This window comes from Derxia gummosa DSM 723 (genome assembly GCF_000482785.1).
Lineage (GTDB): Bacteria > Pseudomonadota > Gammaproteobacteria > Burkholderiales > Burkholderiaceae_E > Derxia > Derxia gummosa.
Map to the genome: position 1 here is coordinate 1 of NZ_AXWS01000019.1, position 22973 is coordinate 22973.

General features: G+C 65.1%; 24 protein-coding genes and 1 tRNA gene. 12 read left to right on the forward strand and 13 right to left on the reverse strand.

What is annotated here, in order from left to right; translation table 11 throughout:
• The 10 genes from H566_RS28545 to rpoC all read left to right on the forward strand — a co-directional run.
• On the forward strand, positions 1-94 hold a 94-nt coding region (locus tag H566_RS28545; RefSeq protein ID WP_072445389.1), incomplete at its 5' end, for an EF-Tu C-terminal domain-related protein.
• Between the two features lie 73 nt (positions 95-167).
• Positions 168-243 (forward strand) — tRNA-Trp (locus tag H566_RS0117040).
• 39 nt (positions 244-282) lie between these two features.
• Positions 283-666 carry a preprotein translocase subunit SecE gene (gene secE / locus H566_RS0117045; RefSeq protein WP_028312378.1) on the forward strand — a complete coding sequence of 128 codons (384 nt, stop codon included), beginning with the start codon at positions 283-285 and terminating at the stop codon, positions 664-666.
• Positions 666-1217 (forward strand): transcription termination/antitermination protein NusG, encoded by a 552-nt coding sequence (gene nusG / locus H566_RS0117050; RefSeq protein ID WP_028312379.1) that lies wholly within the window; start codon positions 666-668, stop codon positions 1215-1217. Before secE ends, nusG begins: the two co-directional genes overlap by 1 nt.
• 115 nt (positions 1218-1332) lie before the next feature.
• Positions 1333-1764, forward strand: coding sequence for a 50S ribosomal protein L11 (gene rplK / locus H566_RS0117055; protein ID WP_028312380.1), 432 nt, complete (start codon positions 1333-1335; stop codon positions 1762-1764).
• Positions 1764-2468, forward strand: a complete 705-nt coding sequence (gene rplA / locus H566_RS0117060; RefSeq protein WP_028312381.1) for a 50S ribosomal protein L1 — start codon at positions 1764-1766, stop codon at positions 2466-2468. Before rplK ends, rplA begins: the two co-directional genes overlap by 1 nt.
• 253 nt (positions 2469-2721) lie before the next feature.
• Positions 2722-3252: a 50S ribosomal protein L10 gene (rplJ, locus tag H566_RS0117065; RefSeq protein ID WP_028312382.1), complete on the forward strand. Its 531-nt coding sequence runs from the start codon at positions 2722-2724 to the stop codon at positions 3250-3252.
• Positions 3253-3303: 51 nt separating this feature from the next.
• Complete coding sequence (gene rplL / locus H566_RS0117070) at positions 3304-3687, forward strand: 50S ribosomal protein L7/L12 (RefSeq protein ID WP_028312383.1); 384 nt, start codon at positions 3304-3306, stop codon at positions 3685-3687.
• 178 nt (positions 3688-3865) lie between these two features.
• Entirely contained in the window at positions 3866-7975 is a 4110-nt protein-coding gene (gene rpoB, locus H566_RS0117075) for a DNA-directed RNA polymerase subunit beta (RefSeq protein ID WP_028312384.1), read from the forward strand.
• 21 nt (positions 7976-7996) lie between these two features.
• Complete coding sequence (gene rpoC / locus H566_RS0117080) at positions 7997-12223, forward strand: DNA-directed RNA polymerase subunit beta' (protein ID WP_028312385.1); 4227 nt, start codon at positions 7997-7999, stop codon at positions 12221-12223.
• A 182-nt stretch (positions 12224-12405) separates the two neighbouring features.
• Here the strand turns inward: rpoC and tatC are convergent, their stop codons facing one another.
• The 11 genes from tatC to hisB form a co-directional block, all read right to left on the reverse strand.
• On the reverse strand, positions 12406-13176 hold the full coding sequence (gene tatC / locus H566_RS0117085) for a twin-arginine translocase subunit TatC (protein WP_028312386.1): 771 nt from the start codon (positions 13174-13176) through the stop codon (positions 12406-12408).
• Positions 13173-13778, reverse strand: coding sequence for a Sec-independent protein translocase protein TatB (gene tatB / locus H566_RS27660; RefSeq protein ID WP_051378912.1), 606 nt, complete (start codon positions 13776-13778; stop codon positions 13173-13175). The genes tatC and tatB overlap by 4 nt, the downstream gene beginning before the upstream one ends.
• 63 nt (positions 13779-13841) lie before the next feature.
• A complete protein-coding gene (gene tatA / locus H566_RS0117095; RefSeq protein ID WP_028312387.1) occupies positions 13842-14039 on the reverse strand; it encodes a Sec-independent protein translocase subunit TatA in 198 nt (65 codons plus the stop codon).
• Between the two features lie 33 nt (positions 14040-14072).
• Entirely contained in the window at positions 14073-14423 is a 351-nt protein-coding gene (locus H566_RS0117100; RefSeq protein ID WP_028312388.1) for a histidine triad nucleotide-binding protein, read from the reverse strand.
• 60 nt (positions 14424-14483) lie between these two features.
• On the reverse strand, positions 14484-14840 hold the full coding sequence (locus H566_RS0117105; RefSeq protein ID WP_028312389.1) for a phosphoribosyl-ATP diphosphatase: 357 nt from the start codon (positions 14838-14840) through the stop codon (positions 14484-14486).
• A complete protein-coding gene (gene hisI / locus H566_RS0117110; RefSeq protein WP_028312390.1) occupies positions 14837-15268 on the reverse strand; it encodes a phosphoribosyl-AMP cyclohydrolase in 432 nt (143 codons plus the stop codon). The genes H566_RS0117105 and hisI overlap by 4 nt, the downstream gene beginning before the upstream one ends.
• Before the next feature lie 98 nt (positions 15269-15366).
• A complete protein-coding gene (lepB, locus tag H566_RS0117115; RefSeq protein WP_051378913.1) occupies positions 15367-15939 on the reverse strand; it encodes a signal peptidase I in 573 nt (190 codons plus the stop codon).
• Between the two features lie 45 nt (positions 15940-15984).
• On the reverse strand, positions 15985-16752 hold the full coding sequence (gene hisF, locus H566_RS0117120) for an imidazole glycerol phosphate synthase subunit HisF (protein ID WP_028312392.1): 768 nt from the start codon (positions 16750-16752) through the stop codon (positions 15985-15987).
• 225 nt (positions 16753-16977) lie between these two features.
• On the reverse strand, positions 16978-17733 hold the full coding sequence (gene hisA, locus H566_RS0117125; protein ID WP_028312393.1) for a 1-(5-phosphoribosyl)-5-[(5-phosphoribosylamino)methylideneamino]imidazole-4-carboxamide isomerase: 756 nt from the start codon (positions 17731-17733) through the stop codon (positions 16978-16980).
• A 49-nt stretch (positions 17734-17782) separates the two neighbouring features.
• Entirely contained in the window at positions 17783-18445 is a 663-nt protein-coding gene (gene hisH, locus H566_RS0117130) for an imidazole glycerol phosphate synthase subunit HisH (protein ID WP_028312394.1), read from the reverse strand.
• Positions 18442-19044: an imidazoleglycerol-phosphate dehydratase HisB gene (gene hisB, locus H566_RS0117135; protein ID WP_028312395.1), complete on the reverse strand. Its 603-nt coding sequence runs from the start codon at positions 19042-19044 to the stop codon at positions 18442-18444. Before hisB ends, hisH begins: the two co-directional genes overlap by 4 nt.
• Before the next feature lie 180 nt (positions 19045-19224).
• Here hisB and H566_RS0117140 point away from each other — a divergent pair, with 180 nt between their 5' ends.
• Positions 19225-19509 (forward strand): hypothetical protein, encoded by a 285-nt coding sequence (locus H566_RS0117140; protein WP_028312396.1) that lies wholly within the window; start codon positions 19225-19227, stop codon positions 19507-19509.
• An 84-nt stretch (positions 19510-19593) separates the two neighbouring features.
• Here the strand turns inward: H566_RS0117140 and hisD are convergent, their stop codons facing one another.
• Both hisD and hisG read right to left on the reverse strand, forming a co-directional pair.
• Positions 19594-20931, reverse strand: a complete 1338-nt coding sequence (hisD, locus tag H566_RS0117145) for a histidinol dehydrogenase (RefSeq protein ID WP_028312397.1) — start codon at positions 20929-20931, stop codon at positions 19594-19596.
• Between the two features lie 134 nt (positions 20932-21065).
• Positions 21066-21719, reverse strand: a complete 654-nt coding sequence (hisG, locus tag H566_RS0117150; RefSeq protein WP_028312398.1) for an ATP phosphoribosyltransferase — start codon at positions 21717-21719, stop codon at positions 21066-21068.
• A gap of 136 nt (positions 21720-21855) precedes the next feature.
• Here hisG and H566_RS29175 point away from each other — a divergent pair, with 136 nt between their 5' ends.
• Positions 21856-22743, forward strand: coding sequence for a hypothetical protein (locus H566_RS29175; protein WP_156924486.1), 888 nt, complete (start codon positions 21856-21858; stop codon positions 22741-22743).
• The last annotated feature ends 230 nt before the right edge of the window (positions 22744-22973 follow it).

The following is a 22973-nucleotide window of genomic DNA, read 5'->3' on the forward strand; positions in this document are numbered from 1 at the left end:
CGCCCCGATCGCCATGGAAGAGGGCCTGCGCTTCGCCATCCGTGAAGGTGGCCGTACCGTCGGCGCCGGCGTCGTCGCGAAGATCATCGAGTAATTCCTTCCTGCGAGATCGATGAGTTCGAGTGCCAATTCGAACGCTTGAATCGCCTCGCAGAATCATGGTTTCTAGGGGCATAGCTCAATTGGCAGAGCGTCGGTCTCCAAAACCGAAGGTTGGGGGTTCGATTCCCTCTGCCCCTGCCATCTAACCGAAGCACCGCAACCAATAGCGGTGCGGCATCAATGACAAATCGCAGCGTCGAGACCGTGTTGACTGCCGCTGACAAGGTCAAGGTTGCTCTTTCCTTGATTGTCATCGCCAGCGGTGTGATTGGCTTTTATGCATTGTCGGCGCAGCCGATGGTGTTGCGCGTTATCGTGGTGCTGGCCGCTCTCGGGGCGGCTATTGCCATTGCGTGGGTAAGCGAGCCGGGCAAGCAGTTTCTCGTATTTGCTCGCGAAGCTTATCTGGAAGCCCGGCGGGTCACTTGGCCAACCCGGAAAGAGACGCTTCAGATGACAGGCGTGATCTTCGCTTTCGTCGTTGTGATGGCGTTGTTTCTGTGGACAGTCGACAAGAGCCTCGAGTGGCTCCTGTATGACCTCATTCTCGGGTGGAAGCGCTAATGGAAAATTCGTCCTCTGGCCAAAAGCGCTGGTATGTCGTGCACGCCTATTCCGGTATGGAAAAGAGCGTGCAGCGTGCATTGCAGGAGCGCGTCGAGCGCGCGGGCATGCAAGACAAATTTGGGCGGATTCTGGTTCCGTCTGAAGAAGTTGTTGAAATCAAGAACGGACACAAGTCCATTTCCGAGCGCCGGTTCTTTCCGGGGTATGTGCTCGTGGAAATGGAAATGACTGATGACAGTTGGCACCTCGTGAAGAACACGAACAAGGTGACGGGATTCGTCGGCGGTGTCGGCAACAAGCCGACGCCCATCAGTCAGCGTGAAGTCGACAAGATCCTCACGCAGATGCAGGAAGGCGTTGAAAAACCACGCCCCAAGGTGCTATTCGAAGTTGGCGAGATGGTTCGTGTCAAAGACGGCCCTTTCACGGATTTCAATGGCAATGTCGAAGAAGTGAACTACGAGAAAAGCCGTCTGCGCGTTTCGGTCACGATCTTCGGGCGGGCTACTCCGGTCGAACTGGAGTTTGGTCAGGTCGAGAAGGCTTGACGGCATCAATCAGCAGTTGATGTTCGCTATGGGGCGGCGCTGAACAGCCCCAGAGGAGCCGCAGTAGGTGATTCGTCACCGAGACGGCGTTACCACTCGTGCTATTGGAAACATCATGGCCAAGAAGATTATCGGCTTCATCAAGCTGCAAGTCCCGGCCGGCAAGGCGAATCCGTCGCCTCCGATCGGTCCCGCGCTGGGTCAGCGCGGCCTGAACATCATGGAATTCTGCAAGTCCTTCAATGCCCAGACCCAAGGCCTGGAAGTTGGATTGCCGATTCCTGTGGTGATCACCGCCTATGCGGACAAGTCCTTCACCTTCGTGATGAAGACGCCGCCGGCGACCATCCTCATCAAGAAGGCTGCTGGTATCCAGAAGGGTTCCTCAAAGCCTCATACCGATAAGGTCGGCAAGATTACTCGCGCGCAAGCCGAGGAAATCGCCAAGACCAAGCTCAAGGATCTGACGGCTGCCGATCTTGACGCGGCTGTGCGCACCATTGCGGGCAGTGCCCGTTCGATGGGCATCACGGTGGAGGGTCTGTAATGGCTGCTCAGCAAACCAAGCGCAACAAGGCACTGCGCGCGAAGATCGATCGCACCAAGTTCTATCCGATCGCTGAAGCACTTTCGCTGATCAAGGAAACGGCCAACGCCAAGTTCGACGAGTCGATCGATGTCGCCGTTCAACTCGGTGTCGATCCCAAGAAGTCGGACCAGGTCGTGCGTGGCTCGGTGGTGCTGCCTGCCGGTACCGGCAAGAGCGTGCGTGTCGCCGTGTTCGCGCAAGGCGCTAAGGCCGAAGAAGCCAAGGCTGCCGGTGCCGATATCGTCGGTCTAGAAGATCTGGCCGAGCAGGTCAAGGCCGGCAATCTGAATTTCGACATCGTGATCGCTTCGCCGGACACGATGCGTGTTGTGGGTACGCTTGGTCAGATTCTCGGCCCGCGCGGTCTGATGCCGAACCCAAAGGTCGGCACGGTCACGCCGGACGTGGTGACTGCCGTCAAAAACGCCAAGGCGGGTCAGGTTCAGTACCGTACCGACAAGGCCGGCATTATTCACGCGACCATCGGTCGTGCCTCGTTCACGCCCGAAGCGTTGCAAACCAACTTGGCCGCGCTGATCGAAGCGCTCAACAAGGCTAAGCCGGCTGCAGCCAAGGGTATCTACATGCGCAAGCTCGCGCTGTCGAGCACGATGGGCGTTGGCCTGCGTATCGATCAGACCTCGCTGGTTGCGTCAGTCTGAGAGCAGGAATGCAAGTCGCAGCGCAAGCTGCGCAATGAACTTTGGGCCGTGTCGGGCCGGTAAAGCCGGGCACGGGTTGTCAAAGACCGCTGGGGGCAAGCCGGCAGTAGTGGCAAGCCTTAATCAAAGCCCAGCGTAGATGGCGGTCCCAAGGATTTGTAGTGTCGTTTGATGTGGATGCTCCAAACCTCGGTCGCCGTTTTATGGCCGGTGCAAGGTCGCAAGACTGAGCACCATTCAGTGGAGTAGGACCGTGGCTCTCAATCGCAATGAGAAGGCGGTTGTCATCGACGAGATTTCGGCCGAAGTGGCCAAGTCGCAGTCGATTGTCATCGCCGAATACCGTGGTCTGGAAGTGGGCAAGATCACCGAACTGCGTCGTAAGGCGCGTGAATCGGGCGTCTACCTGCGAGTGCTGAAGAACACCCTGGCTCGTCGTGCCGTCGCCGGTACGCCGTTTGAAAAGCTTTCCGACTCGATGGTCGGTCCGCTGATCTACGGTTTTTCGGCTGACCCGGTTGCTGCCGCCAAGGTGCTGAACGATTTCGCGAAGGGTAACGACAAGCTGGTTCTCAAGGCCGGCGCGCTGCCCAATTCGGTGTTCGACGTCAACGGCGTGAAAGCCTTGGCGACGATGCCGAGCCGCGAGGAACTGCTCGCCAAGCTGCTTGGCACGATGCAGGCCCCGATCGCCCAGTTCGTTCGCACGCTCAACGAAGTGCCTTCCAAGTTCGCGCGTGGCCTCGCTGCCGTTCGCGATCAGAAGGCCGAGCAAGGCGCGTAACGCCTTCTCACTTCCGGAATATCAACGCATCCCTGTTTTGGAGTAACTCAAATGGCACTTACCAAGGCTGAAATCCTCGACGCGATCGCCGGCATGACCGTGCTCGAACTGTCGGAACTGATCAAGGACCTCGAAGAGAAGTTCGGTGTGTCGGCTGCTGCCGCTGCTGTTGCCGTGGCCGCCCCGGCCGCTGGTGGCGCTGCTGCCGCCCCGGTCGAAGAACAGACCGAATTCACCGTTGTCCTGACCGAAGTCGGCGCGAACAAGGTCAACGTCATCAAGGCAGTTCGTGAACTTACGGGCCTGGGCCTGAAGGAAGCGAAGGACCTGGTTGACGGCGCGCCGAAGCCCGTCAAGGAAGGCATCGCCAAGGCTGACGCCGAAGCCGCGAAGAAGAAGCTGGAAGAAGCTGGCGCCAAGGCCGAACTCAAGTAATTCGCCTTGTCGTCATGCCCGGAAGGTCGCTCGCGATCTTCCGGGTTTTTGCGTTTATGCGGAACGTATTGAAACCAGACGTTTCGCAGAGAAAAGTCGGCCATGACCTTGCGGGCCGGCGACCGTATTCAGCGACAAGGTCATCGCCTACTTTTCTCTGTCATAGAACGGAGCCTACATGTCCTATTCGTTCACCGAAAAGAAGCGGATCCGCAAGAGCTTTGCAAAAGGCGATGCGGTCCACGCCGTCCCGTTCCTGCTGACCACGCAGATCGAATCGTATACGGCCTTTCTGCAGGCCGACCTTCCGGTTGCGCAACGGCAGAATGAGGGCCTGCAGGCGGCGTTCAATTCGGTGTTCCCGATCACCAGCCATAACCAGATGGCGCGGCTGGAGTTCGTGAGCTATCAACTCGGCAATCCTGTCTTTGACGTCAAGGAATGCCAGCAGCGTGGTCTGACCTTTGCTGCGCCGCTGCGCGCGAAGGTGCGTCTCGTGATCATGGATCGTGAGGCGAGCAAGCCGACGATCAAGGAAATGAAGGAGCAAGAGGTCTATATGGGCGAGTTGCCGCTCATGACCGTGAATGGCTCCTTCATCATCAACGGTACCGAGCGCGTCATCGTCTCGCAGTTGCATCGCTCGCCGGGCGTGTTCTTTGAGCATGACAAGGGCAAGACCCACAGCTCGGGCAAGCTGCTGTTCTCCGCACGGATCATTCCGTACCGCGGCTCGTGGCTCGACTTCGAGTTCGACCCGAAGGACATCCTGTTCTTCCGCGTGGACCGTCGCCGCAAGATGCCCGTGACGATCCTGCTCAAGGCGATCGGCATGACGCCCGAGCAGATCCTGGCGAACTTCTTCTCGTTCGATCACTTCACGCTCCAGACCGAAGGCGCGCTGATGCAGTTCGAGCCGTCGCGCATGCGCGGCGAGATTGCCAAGTTCGACATCATCGACAAGAACGGCAAGGTGCTGGTCCAGAAGGACAAGCGCATCAACGCGAAGAACATTCGCGACATGGAAGCGGCCGGCGTCAAGGTCATCTCCGTGCCGGAAGACTTCCTGATCGGCCATGTGCTCGCCACCAACGTGGTGAACCCCGAGACGGGCGAAATCGTCGCAAACGCGAACGACGAGCTGACCGAGGGCCTGCTCAAGACGCTGCGTGACGCCGACATCCACGAGATCAAGACGATCTTCACGAACGATCTGGATCACGGTCCCTACATCTCACAGACCCTTCGCACCGACGAGACGGACAGCCAGCTGGCCGCACGTGTCGCGATCTACCGGATGATGCGTCCGGGCGAGCCGCCCACGGAAGACGCGGTGGAGGCGCTGTTCCATCGCCTGTTCTTCGCGGAAGAGTCCTACGACCTGTCGAAGGTCGGCCGCATGAAGTTCAACCGTCGCATCCATCGCGATGAGGTGACAGGCCCGATGACGCTGACGAACGAGGACATCCTCGCCGTCATCAAGACGCTGGTCGAGCTGCGCAACGGTCGCGGCGAAGTGGACGACATCGATCACCTGGGCAATCGCCGCGTGCGATGCGTGGGCGAGCTGGCCGAAAACCAGTTCCGTGCCGGTCTGGTGCGCGTCGAGCGTGCGGTCAAGGAGCGTCTGGGTCAGGCCGAAACCGAAAACCTGATGCCGCACGACCTGATCAACAGCAAGCCGATCAGCGCTGCCATCCGCGAGTTCTTCGGTTCGTCGCAGCTGTCCCAGTTCATGGACCAGACGAACCCGCTGTCGGAAATCACGCACAAGCGCCGCGTCTCGGCCCTCGGCCCGGGCGGTCTGACGCGCGAGCGCGCCGGCTTCGAAGTCCGTGACGTGCACCCGACCCACTACGGTCGTGTCTGTCCGATCGAGACGCCGGAAGGTCCGAACATCGGCCTGATCAACTCGCTGGCGCTGTATGCGCGCCTGAACGAGTACGGCTTCCTCGAAACGCCGTACCGCAAGGTCGTGGACAAGCAGGTCACCGACCAGATCGACTACCTGTCGGCCATCGAAGAAGGCCGCTATGTGATCGCCCAGGCCAATGCGCTGATCGACGGCGACGGCATGCTGTCGGAAGACCTCGTTTCGGCCCGTGAAGCTGGCGAAACGATGATGGTCTCGCCGGACAAGATCCAGTACATGGACGTCGCCCCGTCGCAGATCGTCTCGGTCGCGGCTTCGCTGATCCCGTTCCTGGAACATGACGATGCGAACCGCGCGCTGATGGGCGCGAACATGCAGCGTCAGGCCGTGCCTTGCTTGCGTCCGGAAAAGCCGTTCGCCGGCACCGGCATCGAGCGCACGGTGGCCGTCGACTCGGGTACGGTCGTGAAGGCTCTGCGTGGCGGCAAGATCGATTACGTCGACTCGACCCGCGTGGTCATCCGCGTGAACGACGATGAAACCCCGGCCGGCGAAGTCGGCGTGGACATCTACAACCTCACGAAGTACACGCGCTCGAACCAGAACACGAACATCAACCAGCGCCCGATCGTGCGCGTGGGTGACGTGGTGGCCCGCGGCGACGTGGTGGCCGATGGCGCCTCGACCGACATGGGTGAACTGGCGCTCGGCCAGAACATGCTGGTCGCGTTCATGCCCTGGAACGGCTACAACTTCGAGGATTCGATCCTCATCAGCGAACGGGTGGTGGCCGACGACCGCTACACCTCGATCCACATTGAGGAACTGAACGTCGTCGCCCGCGACACCAAGCTCGGACCGGAAGAAATCACCCGCGACATCTCGAACCTTGCCGAGAACCAGCTCGCGCGTCTCGATGATTCGGGCATCGTCTACATCGGCGCTGAAGTCACCGCCGGCGACGTGCTCGTCGGCAAGGTCACGCCCAAGGGCGAGACCCAGCTGACGCCGGAAGAGAAGCTGCTGCGCGCGATCTTCGGCGAGAAGGCGTCGGACGTGAAGGACACCTCGCTGCGCGTGCCCTCGGGCATGAGCGGCACGGTCATTGACGTGCAGGTGTTCACGCGTGAAGGCATCCAGCGCGACAAGCGTGCCCAGCAGATCATCGACGACGAACTGAAGCGCTACCGCCTCGACCTGAATGACCAGCTCCGTATCGTCGAAGCCGACGCCTTCCAGCGTCTGGAGCGCGCGCTGCTCGGCAAGACCGCGAGCGGCGGCCCGAAGAAGCTGCCCAAGGGCACGGTGCTGACGCAGGAGTACATGGCCGAACTCGAGCGCTACCACTGGTTCGACATCCGCCTCGATGACGAAGACGCCGCCGCGATGCTCGAAGCGACCAAGGAAGCCATCCAGCAGAAGCGCCACGAGTTCGACATCGCCTTCGAAGAGAAGCGCAAGAAGCTGACGCAAGGTGACGAACTGCCGCCGGGCGTGCTCAAGATGGTCAAGGTCTACATCGCGGTGAAGCGTCGTCTTCAGCCCGGCGACAAGATGGCCGGCCGTCACGGCAACAAGGGGGTGGTGTCGAAGATCGTGCCGGTGGAAGACCTGCCGCACATGGCCGACGGCACGCCGGTGGACATCGTGCTGAACCCGCTGGGCGTTCCGTCGCGGATGAACGTGGGCCAGGTGCTCGAAGTTCACCTCGGCTGGGCCGGCAAGGGCGTGGGCCAGCGCATCGACGACATGCTCAAGGACCACAATAAGGCCGAGGCCGCGCAGGTCCGCGAGATGCTCAAGAAGGTCTACAACTTCTCGGGCAAGAAGGAAGACATCGATTCGTTCAGTGACGTCGAAGTCATGGAACTGGCGCAGAACCTGCGCAAGGGCCTGCCCTTCGCGACGCCGGTGTTCGATGGCGCGACCGAGGATGAGATCAAGGCCGCGCTCGACATGGCCTATCCGGACGAGATCGCCGAACGTCTGCAACTGACGCCGGCCAAGACCCAGGCGCGTCTGTATGACGGCCGCACGGGCGAGGCCTTCGACCGTCCGGTGACAGTCGGCTACATGCATGTGCTGAAGCTGCATCACCTGGTCGACGACAAGATGCACGCCCGCTCGACCGGCCCGTACTCGCTCGTCACTCAGCAGCCGCTGGGCGGCAAGGCGCAGTTCGGCGGCCAGCGTTTCGGGGAAATGGAAGTGTGGGCGCTGGAAGCCTACGGCGCGTCCTACGTCCTGCAGGAAATGCTGACGGTTAAGTCGGACGATGTGAACGGCCGTACCAAGGTGTACGAGAACATCGTCAAGGGCGACCACGTGATCGATGCCGGCATGCCGGAATCGTTCAACGTGCTGGTGAAGGAAATTCGTTCGCTCGGGATCGACATCGATCTCGAACGCAACTAATCGGGACTGCAAGGAGAACGCATGAAGGCGCTACTCGATCTGTTCAAGCAGGTCCAACAGGACGAACAATTCGACGCGATCCGCATCGGTCTTGCGTCGCCCGAGAAGATTCGCTCGTGGTCGTTCGGCGAAGTCAAGAAGCCCGAGACCATCAACTACCGCACGTTCAAGCCGGAACGCGATGGCCTGTTCTGCGCCAAGATCTTTGGCCCGATCAAGGACTACGAGTGCCTGTGCGGCAAGTACAAGCGCCTCAAGCATCGCGGCGTGATCTGCGAGAAGTGCGGTGTTGAAGTCACGCTGGCCAAGGTGCGCCGTGAGCGCATGGGTCACATCGAACTGGCGTCGCCGGTCGCGCACATCTGGTTCCTGAAGTCGCTGCCGTCGCGTCTGGGCATGGTGCTCGACATGACGCTGCGCGACATCGAACGCGTGCTGTACTTCGAGGCATTTGTCGTGACCGATCCCGGCATGACGATGCTCAAGCGCGCCCAGATCCTGTCGCCCGATCAGTACGACCAGGAATGGGAAAAGAATCCGGATGAATTCACCGCCTTCATGGGCGCGGAAGGCATCCGCGAGCTGCTGCGCACGATCGACATCGAGCGCGAGATCGAGCAGCTGCGTCAGGATCTGGCCGCCACGGGCTCGGAAGCCAAGATCAAGAAGATCGCCAAGCGCCTGAAGGTGCTGGAAGGCTTCCAGAAGTCGGGCATCAAGCCGGACTGGATGATCATGGAAGTGCTGCCGGTGCTGCCACCGGAGCTGCGTCCGCTGGTGCCGCTGGATGGCGGTCGCTTCGCCACGTCGGACCTGAACGACCTCTATCGTCGCGTCATTAACCGGAACAACCGTCTCAAGCGCCTGCTCGAGCTGAAGGCGCCCGAGATCATCGTCCGCAACGAAAAGCGGATGCTCCAGGAAGCGGTGGATTCGCTGCTCGACAACGGCCGTCGCGGCAAGGCGATGACCGGCGCGAACAAGCGTCCGCTGAAGTCGCTGGCCGAGATGATCAAGGGCAAGGGCGGCCGCTTCCGTCAGAACCTGCTGGGCAAGCGCGTCGACTACTCGGGCCGTTCGGTCATCGTGGTGGGCCCGACGCTCAAGCTGCATCAGTGCGGCCTGCCGAAGCTGATGGCGCTGGAACTGTTCAAGCCCTTCATCTTCAACCGCCTAGAACAGATGGGCCTCGCGCCCACGATCAAGGCGGCGAAGAAGGCGGTCGAATCGCAGATTCCCGAGGTGTGGGACATCCTCGAAGAAGTGATCCGCGAACACCCGATCATGCTGAACCGTGCGCCGACGCTGCACCGCCTCGGCATCCAGGCCTTCGAACCGCAACTGGTCGAAGGCAAGGCGATCAACCTGCATCCGCTCGTCTGCGCGGCGTTCAACGCCGACTTCGACGGTGACCAGATGGCCGTCCACGTGCCGCTGTCGCTCGAAGCGCAGATGGAAGCGCGCTCGCTGATGCTGGCGTCGAACAACGTGCTGTTCCCGGCCTCGGGCGATCCGTCGATCGTGCCGTCGCAGGACATCGTGCTCGGCCTGTACTACGCGACGCGCGACAAGATCAACGGCAAGGGCGAGGGCATGATCTTCGCCGACGTCGACGAGGTGCAGCGCGCCTACGACAACAAGGAAGTCGAGATTGCCACGCGCATCACGGTGCGCCTGCGCGAGGTCGAAGTGGACAAGGCGACGGGCATCCGCACGCCGAAGATCACGCGTTACGACACGACCGTCGGCCGCGCGCTGCTGTCGACCATCCTTCCGGAAGGCCTGCCGTTCACGGTGATGAACCGCGCGCTCAAGAAGAAGGAAATCTCGAAGCTCATCAACGTGTCGTTCCGCCGTTGCGGTCTGCGCGCGACCGTGGTCTTCGCCGACCAGCTGATGCAGTCGGGCTTCCGTCTGGCGACGCGCGCCGGCATCTCGATCGCGATGGGCGACATGCTCATCCCGGCGAGCAAGGCGCCGCTGGTCGAGGCCGCCGAAAACGAGGTGAAGGAGATCGAGCAGCAGTACGCCTCGGGTCTCGTCACCAAGGGCGAGCGCTACAACAAGGTCATCGACATCTGGGGCCGTGCCGGCGACCAGGTGGGCAAGGAGATGATGAAGCACCTGGCTGTCGAGAAGACCATCGACCGTCACGGCAAGGAAGTGGATCAGGAGTCGTTCAATGCCATCTACATGATGGCCGACTCGGGTGCGCGCGGTTCGGCCGCCCAGATCCGCCAGCTCGCGGGCATGCGGGGCCTGATGGCCAAGCCTGACGGCTCGATCATCGAGACGCCGATTACCGCGAACTTCCGCGAAGGCCTGAACGTTCTGCAGTACTTCATCTCGACCCACGGCGCCCGTAAGGGTCTGGCCGACACGGCGCTGAAGACCGCGAACTCGGGCTATCTGACCCGTCGTCTGGTGGACGTGACCCAGGATCTGGTCGTGATCGAGGACGATTGCGGCACCGACTCGGGCGTGGTGATGCGCGCCCTGGTCGAGGGCGGTGAAGTCATCGAGGCGCTGCGCGACCGGATTCTCGGCCGCACGACCGCGATCGACGTCAACCATCCCGAAACCAGCGAGGTCGTGTTCCCGGCCGGCACGCTGCTGGACGAGGACGCGGTCGAGGCGATCGAGTCGCTCGGCATCGACGAGGTCAAGGTGCGCACCGCGCTGACCTGCGCCACGCGCTACGGCATCTGCGCCAAGTGCTACGGCCGCGATCTGGGCCGCGGCGTGCTGGTCAACACCGGCGAAGCGGTCGGCGTCATCGCCGCCCAGTCGATCGGTGAACCCGGCACGCAGCTGACGATGCGTACCTTCCACATCGGTGGCGCGGCGTCGCGCGCGGCGGTGGCCTCTGGCGTGGAAGCCAAGAGCAACGGCACCGTGCGCTTCACGGCAGCGATGCGCTACGTCACGAACACGAAGGGCGAGCAGGTCGTTATCACGCGCTCGGGCGAAGTCATCATCACCGACGACAACGGCCGCGAACGCGAACGCCACAAGATTCCCTACGGCGCGACGCTGCTCCAGCTCGACGGCAAGGTGGTCAAGGCCGGCACGCAGCTCGCCACCTGGGACCCGCTGACCCGCCCGATCATTACCGAGCACGGCGGTCAGGTGAAGTTCGAGCACGTCGAGGAAGGCGTGACGGTCGCCAAGCAGATCGACGAGGTCACCGGCCTCTCGACGCTGGTCGTCATCGACTCGAAGCGCCGCAGCACGAGCAAGGTCACGATCCGCCCGACCGTCAAGCTGCTCGACGAGCACGGCAAGGAAGTGAAGGTTCCGGGTACCGAACACCCGGTAACGATCACTTTCCCGACCGGCGCGCTGATCACCGTGAAGGACGGTCAGCAGATCGGTGGCGGTGAGGTGCTGGCCCGTATCCCGACCGAATCGCAGAAGACCCGCGACATCACCGGTGGTCTGCCGCGCGTGGCCGAGCTGTTCGAGGCCCGTTCGCCCAAGGATGCCGGCATGCTCGCCGACGTCACCGGCACGGTCACCTTCGGCAAGGAAACCAAGGGCAAGCAGCGCCTGATCATCACCGATCTCGACGGCGTCGCTCACGAGTTCCTGATCCCGAAGGACAAGAATGTGCTGGTGCACGACGGCCAGGTCGTCAACAAGGGTGAACTGATCGTCGATGGTCCGGCCGATCCGCAGGACATCCTGCGTCTGCTGGGCATCGAGGCCCTCGCGCGCTACATCGTCGATGAAGTCCAGGACGTCTATCGACTCCAGGGCGTGAAGATCAACGACAAGCACATCGAGGTGATCGTTCGCCAGATGCTGCGTCGCGTGCAGGTGACCGACGCGGGCGATACCGGCTTCATTCCCGGCGAGCAGGTCGAGCGCTCGGAGCTGCTGGACGCGAACGACGCGGTCATCGAGAAGGGCGGTCGTCCGGCGCTGTACGACAACGTGCTGCTCGGCATCACGAAGGCCTCGCTGTCGACCGACTCGTTCATCTCGGCGGCGTCGTTCCAGGAAACGACTCGCGTGCTGACCGAGGCGGCGATCATGGGCAAGCGCGACGAACTGCGCGGCCTGAAGGAGAACGTGATCGTCGGTCGCCTGATCCCGGCCGGTACTGGTCTGGCCTATCACACGGCTCGCAAGGTGAAGGAGTCGCAGGACGCGCTCGAAGCCGCCGCGCTGGCTGCGCTGGAAGCGATGCCAGCCTCGGCCGAGCTGTCGGCGCACAACGAGGAAAGCCCGTCCGAAGAGGGCTGACCGACACCCGCGCGTCGCAAGGCGCGCCGGGCGTGATCAAAGGGGCCGCTTGCGGCCCCTTTGTTTTGGGCCGGAGGCGCAGGCATCGACCGATCCGTATCGGCAGGAGACGCTTGTGCTGCGGGCAAGAAAAAGGGCGCCACCGGGGCGCCCCTCTCCAGGTTGCGGCAAGCGCCGCCGGATCAGGCGGCGTCGGAGCCGGTGACTTCATCGTCAGCCGGCTTTTCCCTCGGTGCGACGAAACGCGCGACGAACACGCCCGCCTCGTACAGCAGAATCAGCGGGATCGCGAGCATCAGCTGGGACAGCACGTCAGGCGGCGTGACGATGGCCGCCACGACGAAGGCGCCGACGATCATGTAGGGCCGGATCTCCTTGAGCTTGGCAACGCTCACGAGGCCGAAGCGCACCAGCACCACGACCACGATCGGCACCTCGAAAGTCGCGCCGAAGGCCAGGAACATGCCGAGCACGAAGCTGAAGTAGGCGTCGATGTCGGGCGCGACCTGCACCGAGGCCGGCGCGAAGCCTGCCACCGCCTTGAACACCACGCCGAATACGAAGAAGTAGCAGAACGCCATCCCTAGCAGGAACAGCGCAAAGCTCGACGTGAGGATGGGCAGCGCGAAGCGCTTTTCGTGCTGGTAGAGCCCCGGCGCCACGAAGGCCCAGGCCTGGTAGAGCACATAGGGCAGCGCGATCACGAAGCCCACCAGCAGCACGACCTTGAGCGGCACGACGAAAGGCGCGATCACGCCCGTCGCGAGCAGCTTGCTGCCCGTGGGCAGCGCGGCAAGCAGCGGCGCCGACAGCAGGTCGAAGATCTGCTGCATGAAGGGCGTGAGCGCAAGCGTCACGGCGATGACCGCGATCGCCGCGCGCACGAGGCGGGCGCGCAGCTCGATCAGATGGGAGATGAAGCTCTCTTCCGGGGCTTGCTGCTGGTCGGTCATGAGGTGGCGGTTCGGCGGAGCGCCCGGCGCGGGCGGGCGGCGCGGGCGCGCGGCGCGTACTTGAAGCCGGCCGGCGCGTCGCCCTCGGCGAGCAGGCGGCGCAGCGCGGCGAGTTCGTCGGCAAGCTGCTCGACGGTCGGCGCGGGCTTGATGAATTCGCCCTGCGCGAAAGCGTTGTGCGGATCGTTCTGCCAGTCCCGCGTGGCGGGCCAGGTGCTGTCCTGCGTACCGGCATCGGCATGCATGCCGGCGTGATCGCCGGAATGCGGCGTGCTGGCCGCCGCGACGGCGGATTCGGTCTCGGCGTTGAGCTGCTGGACTTCGCGGCGCGCGGCGTCGATTTCCTGGTGGACGGTCTGCACGTTCTCGTCCACGGTCTTCTTGAGTTCGCGCGCCGATTCCTCGATCTGCTGCTGCATCTTGCGCAGCTCGGCCAGCTCGACCTCGCGGTTGATGTCGGCCTTGACGTCGTTGACGTAGCGCTGGGCCTTGGCGACCCACTGGCCCATCGTGCGCGCGACCTTGGGGAGTTTTTCCGGGCCGAGCACCACGAGCGCCACGGCGCCGATGATGGTCAGTTCACCGAAGCTGAAATCGAGCATCGACGCCTGGGGGAGGGAGGAGGAAAGGGGGCGGGATGGCGGCGGCGCTCAGGCCGCCGGCGATCACTTTTCCTTGGCTTCGACGTCGATGGTCTTCTTGGCGTCGGTCGATTGCGGCGCGTTGCCTTCGGCCATGCCTTCCTTGAAGCCGCGCACCGCGCCGCCCAGGTCCTTGCCCACGCTGCTCAGCTTCTTGGTGCCGAAGACCAGCACCACGATGACCAGCACGATGAGCCAATGCCAGATGCTCAGACTGCCCATGTCGATTCCTTCAAGTGATGTGCGCGGCGGCGATCAGCCGACCAGTTGCGCGTTGCTCCAGGGGCGGGGGCCCCCGATGATGTGCATGTGGAGGTGGAACACCACCTGCCCGCCGTCCTTGCCCGTGTTGAACAGGGTCTTGAATCCGTTGCCGGCGCCGAACTCGGCGGCCAGCTTGGGCGCGAGAACAAGCATTTTACCCAGCAGCGCCTGATGCTCTTCCGTCACCCCGGCGAGGCTCTCGATGTGCTGCTTGGGAATCACCAGCAGGTGAACCGGCGCCGCCGGCGCGATGTCGTGGAAGGCGATCAGGTCATCGTCCTCGTAGACCACCTTGGCCGGGATCTCGTGGCGCGCGATCTTGCAGAAGATGCAATCGGTCATGTCTCTTCCTCGTGAGTGTTGTGCGGTGGACGGCGTGGACGGACGGCCGGAAGGGCCGGCTCAGTCGGCCTTGCGCGAAGCCTTCTCGTCGATGCCCGACAGCCCCTCGCGGCGCGCCAGCTCGGCCAGCACGTCCTGCGGCCCGAGATTGTGGTGCGCGAGCAGGACAAGGCTGTGAAACCAGAGATCGGCCACCTCGCCCGTCAGCAGGCGGGCGGCTTCGTCGGCCGGCTTCGCGCCGTGCTGGGCGTCCTTGGCGGCCATGACGGTTTCGCCGGCTTCCTCGGCGATCTTCTTGAGGATGGCGTCCTCGCCCTTGGCGAAGAGCTTGGCCACGTAGGACTTGCCCGGATCGCCACCCTTGCGGGACTCGATCACCTCGGCGAGGCGTTGCAGCAGGCTGGCGTCGAAACTCATTTGTAGATGCTTTCGGGATCGACGATCACGGGATCGACCGCCACCCAGTGCGGCGCGGCCGTCCCGCCGTCGAGGCGTTCGAAGAAGCAGGAATGACGCCCGGTGTGGCAGGCGACGCCCGCACGCTGCTCGACCTTGAGTAGCACCACGTCCTGGTCGCAGTCGAGGCGGATCTCGAGCACGCGCTGGGTGTGGCCGCTTTCCTCGCCCTTGTGCCACAGGCGCTTGCGCGAGCGGCTCCAGTACACAGCCTCGCCCTTCGCGAGCGTGGCGGCGAGGGCGTCGCGGTTCATCCACGCGACCATGAGCACGTCGTTGGTCGCGGCCTCCTGGGCGATGGCGGGCACGAGGCCGTTGTCGTCCCAGCGGATGTGGTCGAGCCAGGCGACGGTGGCGGCACGATTGGTCGGCGCGGCGCTGCCGGACATGACCGTCACGGTGGCACCCGAAGGCGGGGCGGGTGTGGCGCTCGCGCTGCCGGCTGACGTGTCGCCATGCGCGGCGCAGCAGGCGTGAGGGTTTCGGTTCATGGTGCGTGGCTCGCGATATCGGTCCAGACGCGGTCGGTGCGGGGCAGCAATCCGTCGATCGAGGCGACGATCTTGATCGCATGGCCGCGCACGTTGGCGAGCGGCAGCGGACCCCAGTAGCGCGAGTCGAAGCTGTTGTCGCGGTTGTCGCCCATCACGAAGACGTGATCGGCCGGCACGACATAGGGGCCGAAGTCGCGGTGGCCGCCATTGCCCGGCTGGACTTCGCCGTTGATGACGAGCTTGCCGTCGAAGGCCGCGATGCGGTCGCCCGCGACCACCACCACGCGCTTGATCAGCCGCTCGCCATCGACCGGCGACCGGAAGGTGATGACCTCGCCGCGCAGCGGCACGGAGCGCTCGACCAGATGGATGTCGGTAAACGGCACGCGCAGGTTGTAGGCCGTGTTGTCCACCAGCACCCGGTCGCCGACCTGGAGCGTCGGCAGCATCGACTCACTCGGGATCTGGTACCAGTCGGCGGCGGCCGAGCGGAAGGTGAACATGCAGGCGATGAAGAGCGCGGTCGGCGCCCATTCGCGGGCGATGCGGGTCAGGCGGGTTTTCATGGGAGCGCGTGCGTCATCAAGGGGAGTGGCGTGCCGACACCGGCATCACAGCCGCATCGGCAGACCCTGGGCGGCCATGAAGCGCTTGGCCTCGCCCACGGTGTGCTGGCCGAAGTGGAAGATGCTCGCGGCGAGCACCGCGTCGGCACGGCCGATCGCGACGCCGTCGGCGAGGTCCTGCAGACCGCCGACGCCGCCCGAGGCGATCACCGGGATACCCACGGCATCGCTCACGGCGCGCGTGAGGTCGAGGTCGAAGCCCGACTTCGTGCCATCGCGGTCCATGCTCGTGAGCAGGATCTCGCCAGCGCCGAGCGCTTCGATGCGCTTCGCCCAATCGACGGCGTCGAGGCCGGTCGTCTTGCGGCCGCCGTGGGTGTACACCTCCCAGCCGCTTTCGCCGGGGCCGGTGCGGCGCTTGGCGTCGATGGCCACGACGATGCATTGCGCGCCGTAGCGCGCCGAGGCGTCGGCCACGAGCTGGGGGTTGGTCACGGCGCTGGTGTTGATCGACACCTTGTCGGCGCCCGCGTTGAGCAGCCGGCGCACGTCATGCACCTCGCGCACGCCGCCACCCACGGTGAGAGGAATGAACACCTGCGAGGCCACAGCCTCGATCACATGCAGGATCAGGTCGCGCTCGTCGCTGGAAGCAGTGATGTCGAGGAAGGTGAGCTCGTCGGCGCCCTGTTCGTTGTAGCGCGCCGCGATCTCGACCGGATCGCCGGCGTCGCGCAGTTCGACGAAGTTGGTGCCCTTGACGACCCGGCCGGCGGTCACGTCAAGGCAGGGGATGATGCGTTTGGCGAGCACGGTGCAGGCTCTTCGGAAGATGGCGGGAAAGCGCGGATGCTAACCCGGCGGGCGGAGCGGACCGGCGCGAGGGCGGGACTTGCGGTCGCCGGAGCCGGGACTGATGAAAGCGCCAACCCACCCAGCCGATCGGACAGAGGGTGCCAGGAACCCGTGATGGCGGCGCAAGGGCCGGGACGGAGGGGGCGGATCCCCGGTTGTCCGCCCGGATACGGGCGCCGGGACTCAGGCCGCCGGCTTCTCGCCGCGCAGTTCGTCGGCGCGGGCCTGACCGGCCTTGAGATCGAGCGAGCCGGTGTAGATCGAGCGACCGCAGATCACGGCCTCGACGCCGTCGTCCTCGACCGCGCACAGCGCCTCGATGTCGGTCACGCTGGCGACGCCGCCCGACGCGATCACGGGAATCTTGAGCGCCCGCGCGAGCTTGACCGTCGCCTCGATGTTCACGCCGCTGAGCATGCCGTCGCGGCCGATGTCGGTGTAGATCACGCCTTCGACGCCGTAGTCCTCGAATTTCTTGGCGAGATCGACGACCTCATGGCCGGTGAGCTTGCTCCAGCCGTCGGTGGCGACCTTTCCGTCCTTGGCGTCGAGACCGACCATAATGTGGCCGCCGAAGGCGCCGCAGGCGTCATGCAGGAAGCCCGGGTTCTTGACCGCCGCCGTGCCGATGATCACGTAGTCGATGCCGTCGTCGAGATAGCGCTCGATCGTGTCGAGGTCGCGGATGCCGCCGCCAATCTGCACCGGAATGCGGCCGTCGATGGCCTTGAGGATGGACTTCACCGCCGCTTCGTTCTTGGGCTTGCCGGCGAAGGCGCCGTTCAGGTCGACCAGATGCAGGCGGCGCGCGCCCTGTTCCAGCCAGTGCGCGGCCATCGCGCCGGGGTCTTCGGAAAAGACGGTGGCGTCGTTCATTTCGCCTTGCTTCAGGCGGACGCATTGACCGTCTTTCAGATCGATTGCAGGAATGAGCAGCATGGGAAACGGGCTCGGGTGGCAGAAAAGAAGGCGGCCAAAGCGGAATTGCTCAGGGCTGCCACGAGGCGAAATTCCGATACAGCGTCAGCCCTGCGGTTGACGACTTTTCGGGATGAAACTGGGTTGCAAAAATGTTATCCCGCGCTATTGCACAGGTAAAGGCGAGTGTTTCAGCGTTCCCGTAATGGGTCTTGCCCACGGAATGCGCCGGGTCTTTCACCTGGGCATGAAAGCTGTGCACGAAATAGAACATCGCGTCGTCTTCCACGCCGGCCCACATCGCATGGGGGCTTTGTCGCACGTTGTTCCAGCCCATGTGCGGGACTTTCATGCGCGTGCCGTCGGGCAACTGCATGTCGGCCGCGCGGAAGCGCACGCAATGGCCCGGAATCAGGCCGAGGCCCGGCGTCGGATTGGCGTCATGCGATTCATCCGAAGCGTCGAGCAGCATCTGCTCGCCGATGCACACGCCGAACAGCGGATGCGTCTCGGCCATCTTGAGTACCGCGTCGTGCAGGCCGCTTTCGCGCAGGAAGCGCATGCAGTCGGGCATCGCGCCCTGACCGGGCAGGATGATGCGGTCGGCGGCGAGCACCTCGGCGGCTTCACTCGTGACGCGCACGTCGGCCTCGGGCGCGGCATGCACCATCGCCTGATGGACGCTGCGGATGTTGCCCATGCCGTAATCAACGATGACGATGCGCCCGCTCACAGCGACCCCTTCGTGCTCGGAATGACATCGCCCAGACGCTCGTCGCGCGACGCGGCCATGCGCAGCGCGCGGCCGAAGGCCTTGAAGATCGTCTCGGCCTGGTGATGCGCGTTGTGGCCGCGCAGGTTGTCGATGTGCAGCGAGACCAGCGCGTGGTTGACGAAGCCCTGGAAGAACTCGTGCACCAGTTGCGTGTCGAGCCCGCCGATGCTGCCCGCCGTGAACTTGCAGTCGAGCACGAGGCCGGGTCGGCCCGAGAAGTCGATGACGACGCGCGACAGCGCTTCGTCGAGCGGCACATAGCTGTGGCCGTAGCGGACGATGCCCTTCTTGTCGCCGATGGCCTTGGCCACCGCCTGACCGAGCGTGATGCCCACGTCTTCCACCGTGTGATGGCCGTCGATGTGCAGGTCGCCCGCGGCGTGGATGTCGAGGTCGATCAGGCCGTGGCGCGCGATCTGGTCGAGCATGTGGTCGAAGAAGCCAATGCCGGTGGCGAGCGCCGACGTGCCCTTGCCGTCGAGATTGACCGCGACGCGGATCTTCGTCTCGGCGGTGTTGCGGACGACTTCCGCAATGCGTGGGGTGGGACTGGTCATGGAAATGCCGGCGCCGGCCGGGCGTCGGTCATGGAATGGGATTCGTGGATCGGGCGGATGTTGGCACAAAGCCGTGTGCTGTCTTTCACCGCGCGGATGCCGTAACGGGCTGGTAAAGCCGGCAGACATCTGCACTACCTATGATGCAATGCATCAATTCCATTCCCCTCCGAGGAAGCCGTGAGTGAACTTGAGCATTACGTGCGTGATGTCGAGGAGCTGAATCTCGCAATCCGCCGTCAGGCCGAATACGCGGGTTTCGATCTGCATGATCTGTCGGCCGTCGATCGCCTGATCGAGAACCCGCCCGAGCATTACGACCCGGCGCAGAAGACGAAGCTCGACAAGCTGCGCGGCCTGCTCATCCTGCGCGGCCAGGTGCGTGCCGAGCGCATCCGCGATGGCCTGCCGCCGCTGCCGGGGCCGAACGATCCGCCGCTGCATCTGCCGCGCGATCCGGACTGAGCTGGGCGCGCCGGGCGCCGGCCTGGCCGGCGGGCTGCGTCAGCGCCTGGCCCGGTCCGCTCGCGCCGCCGCGAGGCGCGGGCGTCAGCCCTCGTCCTTCAGCCGCAGTTCCGCCGCACGGGCGTGGGCGGTGAGGCCCTCGCTGTGCGCGAGCGTGCTGGCGATGCGGCCGAGCTTCTGCGCGCCGGCCGCGCTCACGTCGATGAGGCTGGAGCGCTTGATGAAGTCGTACACGCCGAGTGGCGAGCTGAAGCGCGCCGTGCCCGACGTGGGCAGCACGTGGTTGGGGCCGGCGCAGTAGTCGCCGAGGCTCTCGCTCGTGTAGCGGCCGAGGAAGATCGCGCCGGCATGCTTGAGCAGCGGCAGCAGCGCGTGCGGATCGGCGACGCTCACTTCCATGTGCTCGGGCGCGACGCGGTTGGCGACGGCCGCCGCTTCTTCCAGATCGCGCACGACGACGATCGCGCCCCGGTTGCGCAGGCTGGTGGCGATGATTTCGCGGCGCGGCATGGTTGGCAGCAGGCGGGCGATCGCGGCCTCGACCTCGTCGGCGAAGGCGGCGCTCGGCGTGAGCAGGATGGCCTGGGCCAGCTCGTCATGCTCGGCCTGGCTGAACAGGTCGATGGCGACCCAGTCGGCGAGCTGGGGGATGGCGGCGGTGTCGCCGTCGCAGATCACGAGGATCTCGCTCGGCCCCGCGATCATGTCGATGCCGCAGACGCCGAACACGCGCCGCTTGGCCTCGGCCACATAGGCGTTGCCGGGGCCGACGATCTTGTCCACCTTGGGCACGGTGGCGGTGCCGTAGGCGAGCGCGCCGACGGCCTGGGCGCCGCCGATGGCGAACACCCGGTCCACGCCGGCGATCGCCGCCGCCGCCAGCACCGTGTCGTTGCGCACGCCGCCCGGCGTGGGCGTGACCATGATCAGCTCGCCCACGCCCGCGACGCGCGCCGGCACCGCGTCCATGAGGATCGACGACGGATAGGCCGCCTTGCCGCCCGGCACGTACAGGCCCACGCGGTCGAGCGGCGTCACCTTCTGGCCGAGCAGCGTGCCGTCGGCGTCGTGGTACTGGAAGCTGCCGGCGGTCTTGTCGAGCTGGATCGCGTGGTACTCGCGCACCCGTTCGGCGGCGGCTTCGAGCGCGGCGCGCACCTCGGCGGGGATGGCGGCGAGCGCGGCGTCGAGTTCGGCGCGGCCGATCTCGAGCGCGGCCATCGACCCGGCCTCGACGCGGTCGAACTTGCGCGTGTAGTCGAGCACGGCCTCGTCGCCGCGCTTGCGCACGTCGGCGAGGATGGACGCGACCGCCGACTCGATCGCCGCGTCGGTCTCGGCCTCGAAGGCGAGCAGATGGTCGAGCTTCGCGGTGAAGTCGGCGTCGGAGGTGGCGAGGCGGTGGATGAGGGGCGCGGACATGGCGTTGCCTGGAATGCGGGGAAGAACGAAGGGTGGTGCCGGAAGGCCGGCGGTTCAAGCGCGTGGCCCGACGGATGGAGCGGCGTTCGGCGCGCGGCGCCTCGGGCGCGGCGGACTGCCGCCGCCGCCGGGCCTCAGCCCTCGACCGCGCCGCGGAAGGCGTCGATCAGCGGTTGCAGCTGGGCATGCTTCAGCTTGAGCGAGGCCTGGTTGACGATCAGGCGCGAACTGATGCGCATGATCTCTTCCACCTCGACGAGGTTGTTGGCGCGCAGCGTGCCGCCGGTGGAGACGATGTCGACGATGGCGTCGGCCAGACCCACGAGTGGCGCCAGTTCCATCGAGCCGTAGAGCTTGATGAGGTCCACGTGCATGCCCTTGCGGCCGAAGAACTCGCGCGCGATGGCGGTGTACTTGGTGGCGACGCGGATGCGCGCGCCCCGGCGCACCGCGCCCGCGTAGTCGAAGCCGTTCGGCACTGCGACGCTCACGCGCGCGGCGGCGATGTTCAGGTCGACCGGCTCGTACAGGCCTTCGCCGTCGCCATGCTCGGCGTTGTGCTCGATGAGCACGTCCTTGCCGGCGATGCCGAAGTCGGCGCCGCCGTATTGCACATAGGTGGGCACATCGCTCGCGCGCACGATCACGATGCGCAGATCGGGGTCGCTGGTGGGCAGGATGAGCTTGCGCGACGACTCCGGGCTTTCGGTGACCTGGATGCCGGCGGCGACGAGTAGCGGCACGGTCTCTTCGAAGATCCGGCCTTTGGAAAGGGCGAGGGTGAGCATCGGGCGAGTTTAGCGCGCGGGCGCGGGCCGTCCGGCGGGGCACGGACGCGCGTTCGTCGAGGCGCGCGCCCGGCGTCCCAGCGCCTCGGCCGGGCGCGCCGAAGATCGACCGCGTCCGCAACTCCGGCCGCCGATCATGACCGTTCCCTTCCCCGTCCCGCACGGCACCCCGCCGATGCCCGCGCTGCTCGATGCCGCCGCGCTGCCAGCGTTCGCCTCGATGTCCGACGCGCGCTACCTCGGCGTCTGGCGCCGCGACCTGCTGGTCGCGCCCGGCGTGCATGACGCCGTCACGCGCCGCTACTGGCTCCAGACCGAGGGCTGGCATGCCGACATCGAGGTGCGCGCCGACCGGCCCGACTTCGCCGGCATCACCGGCTTCACCGATTGCGACGACGCCCGCCTGCGCTGGCTCGCGGGTCAGGCCGCCTTCGCCGGCCACACCCGCCTCGCCGCCGACGGCCGGCTCTGCTTCTGGGACCGGCAGATCGACTTCGCGCTCGGCGACGCGCTCGACATCGGCGCCAACACGCTCGACGGCGACACGCTGCACGAATGGGGCGCGCTTGCCGCCTACTACGAGCTGTGGCGACGCGAGCCAGACAGCGTCGGGCCGGACGAGACCGAAGGCGCGGGCGCGGTCGGTGATGCCGGCCGGGCGGGCGCCGCGGCCATGCCCGTCACCGCGTCGACGCCTCAGGCCGTCGCCCTGGCGGTGCACGCCCCCTTGCCCGTCCCCGAGCACGCCGCCCGGCCGCCCCGGCTGCTGTGCGCCGGCCGCTGGTTCGCCCGCGTGCGCGACCGCGCCTTGCCCGCGAGTCCCGCGCTGCGCGCTCGCCGCGCCCTGGTCGAAGGCCGCGCGCGGCGTGACGAACTCATCGCCTTTGCCGATCTGGAAGTGTCGATCGGCCGCATCGACGCCGAGGGCCGGGCGCTTGTGCTGCATTCGACGCTGCCCTGGCTCGAAGGCCGCGAACTGGCGCCGGAAGCAGCGCCGCCAATGGCGTCCCGAAGGGCGTCGTAGCCGGGAGCGGGGCGGGTTCCCCGCGCCGGCTCCCTCGCTGTCGCGGGCCTGCCTCGCGCAAGCGCCGACTTCCGCGTCGATTTCGCCGCATCCGGCAGATCCGGCCCGGATGGCAAAACCGACGGTCCGCATCGCGAAATACGGCGGCCAAGTGCCGAGGATTCGATATAGACCGCGCATGCGAGCTGCCAGCCTCGCCGCGGCGACGCTGGCCTTTGCCCACACACTGG

Excerpts from the sequence above, each read along its gene's own strand:
- H566_RS0117100 (WP_028312388.1), bottom strand. The coding sequence starts at position 14,423 with ATGACCGATTGCATCTTCTGCAAGATCGCGCGCCACGAGATCCCGGCC.
- H566_RS0117105 (WP_028312389.1), bottom strand. The coding sequence starts at position 14,840 with ATGAGTTTCGACGCCAGCCTGCTGCAACGCCTCGCCGAGGTGATCGAG.
- tatC (WP_028312386.1), bottom strand. The coding sequence starts at position 13,176 with ATGACCGACCAGCAGCAAGCCCCGGAAGAGAGCTTCATCTCCCATCTG.
- rplA (WP_028312381.1), top strand. The coding sequence starts at position 1,764 with ATGGCTGCTCAGCAAACCAAGCGCAACAAGGCACTGCGCGCGAAGATC.
- lepB (WP_051378913.1), bottom strand. The coding sequence starts at position 15,939 with ATGAAAACCCGCCTGACCCGCATCGCCCGCGAATGGGCGCCGACCGCG.
- rplK (WP_028312380.1), top strand. The coding sequence starts at position 1,333 with ATGGCCAAGAAGATTATCGGCTTCATCAAGCTGCAAGTCCCGGCCGGC.
- rplL (WP_028312383.1), top strand. The coding sequence starts at position 3,304 with ATGGCACTTACCAAGGCTGAAATCCTCGACGCGATCGCCGGCATGACC.
- rpoC (WP_028312385.1), top strand. The coding sequence starts at position 7,997 with ATGAAGGCGCTACTCGATCTGTTCAAGCAGGTCCAACAGGACGAACAA.
- hisA (WP_028312393.1), bottom strand. The coding sequence starts at position 17,733 with ATGCTGCTCATTCCTGCAATCGATCTGAAAGACGGTCAATGCGTCCGC.
- hisG (WP_028312398.1), bottom strand. The coding sequence starts at position 21,719 with ATGCTCACCCTCGCCCTTTCCAAAGGCCGGATCTTCGAAGAGACCGTG.
- H566_RS29175 (WP_156924486.1), top strand. The coding sequence starts at position 21,856 with ATGACCGTTCCCTTCCCCGTCCCGCACGGCACCCCGCCGATGCCCGCG.
- nusG (WP_028312379.1), top strand. The coding sequence starts at position 666 with ATGGAAAATTCGTCCTCTGGCCAAAAGCGCTGGTATGTCGTGCACGCC.
- tatA (WP_028312387.1), bottom strand. The coding sequence starts at position 14,039 with ATGGGCAGTCTGAGCATCTGGCATTGGCTCATCGTGCTGGTCATCGTG.
- rpoB (WP_028312384.1), top strand. The coding sequence starts at position 3,866 with ATGTCCTATTCGTTCACCGAAAAGAAGCGGATCCGCAAGAGCTTTGCA.
- hisD (WP_028312397.1), bottom strand. The coding sequence starts at position 20,931 with ATGTCCGCGCCCCTCATCCACCGCCTCGCCACCTCCGACGCCGACTTC.
- secE (WP_028312378.1), top strand. The coding sequence starts at position 283 with ATGACAAATCGCAGCGTCGAGACCGTGTTGACTGCCGCTGACAAGGTC.
- tatB (WP_051378912.1), bottom strand. The coding sequence starts at position 13,778 with ATGCTCGATTTCAGCTTCGGTGAACTGACCATCATCGGCGCCGTGGCG.
- hisB (WP_028312395.1), bottom strand. The coding sequence starts at position 19,044 with ATGACCAGTCCCACCCCACGCATTGCGGAAGTCGTCCGCAACACCGCC.
- hisI (WP_028312390.1), bottom strand. The coding sequence starts at position 15,268 with ATGTCCGGCAGCGCCGCGCCGACCAATCGTGCCGCCACCGTCGCCTGG.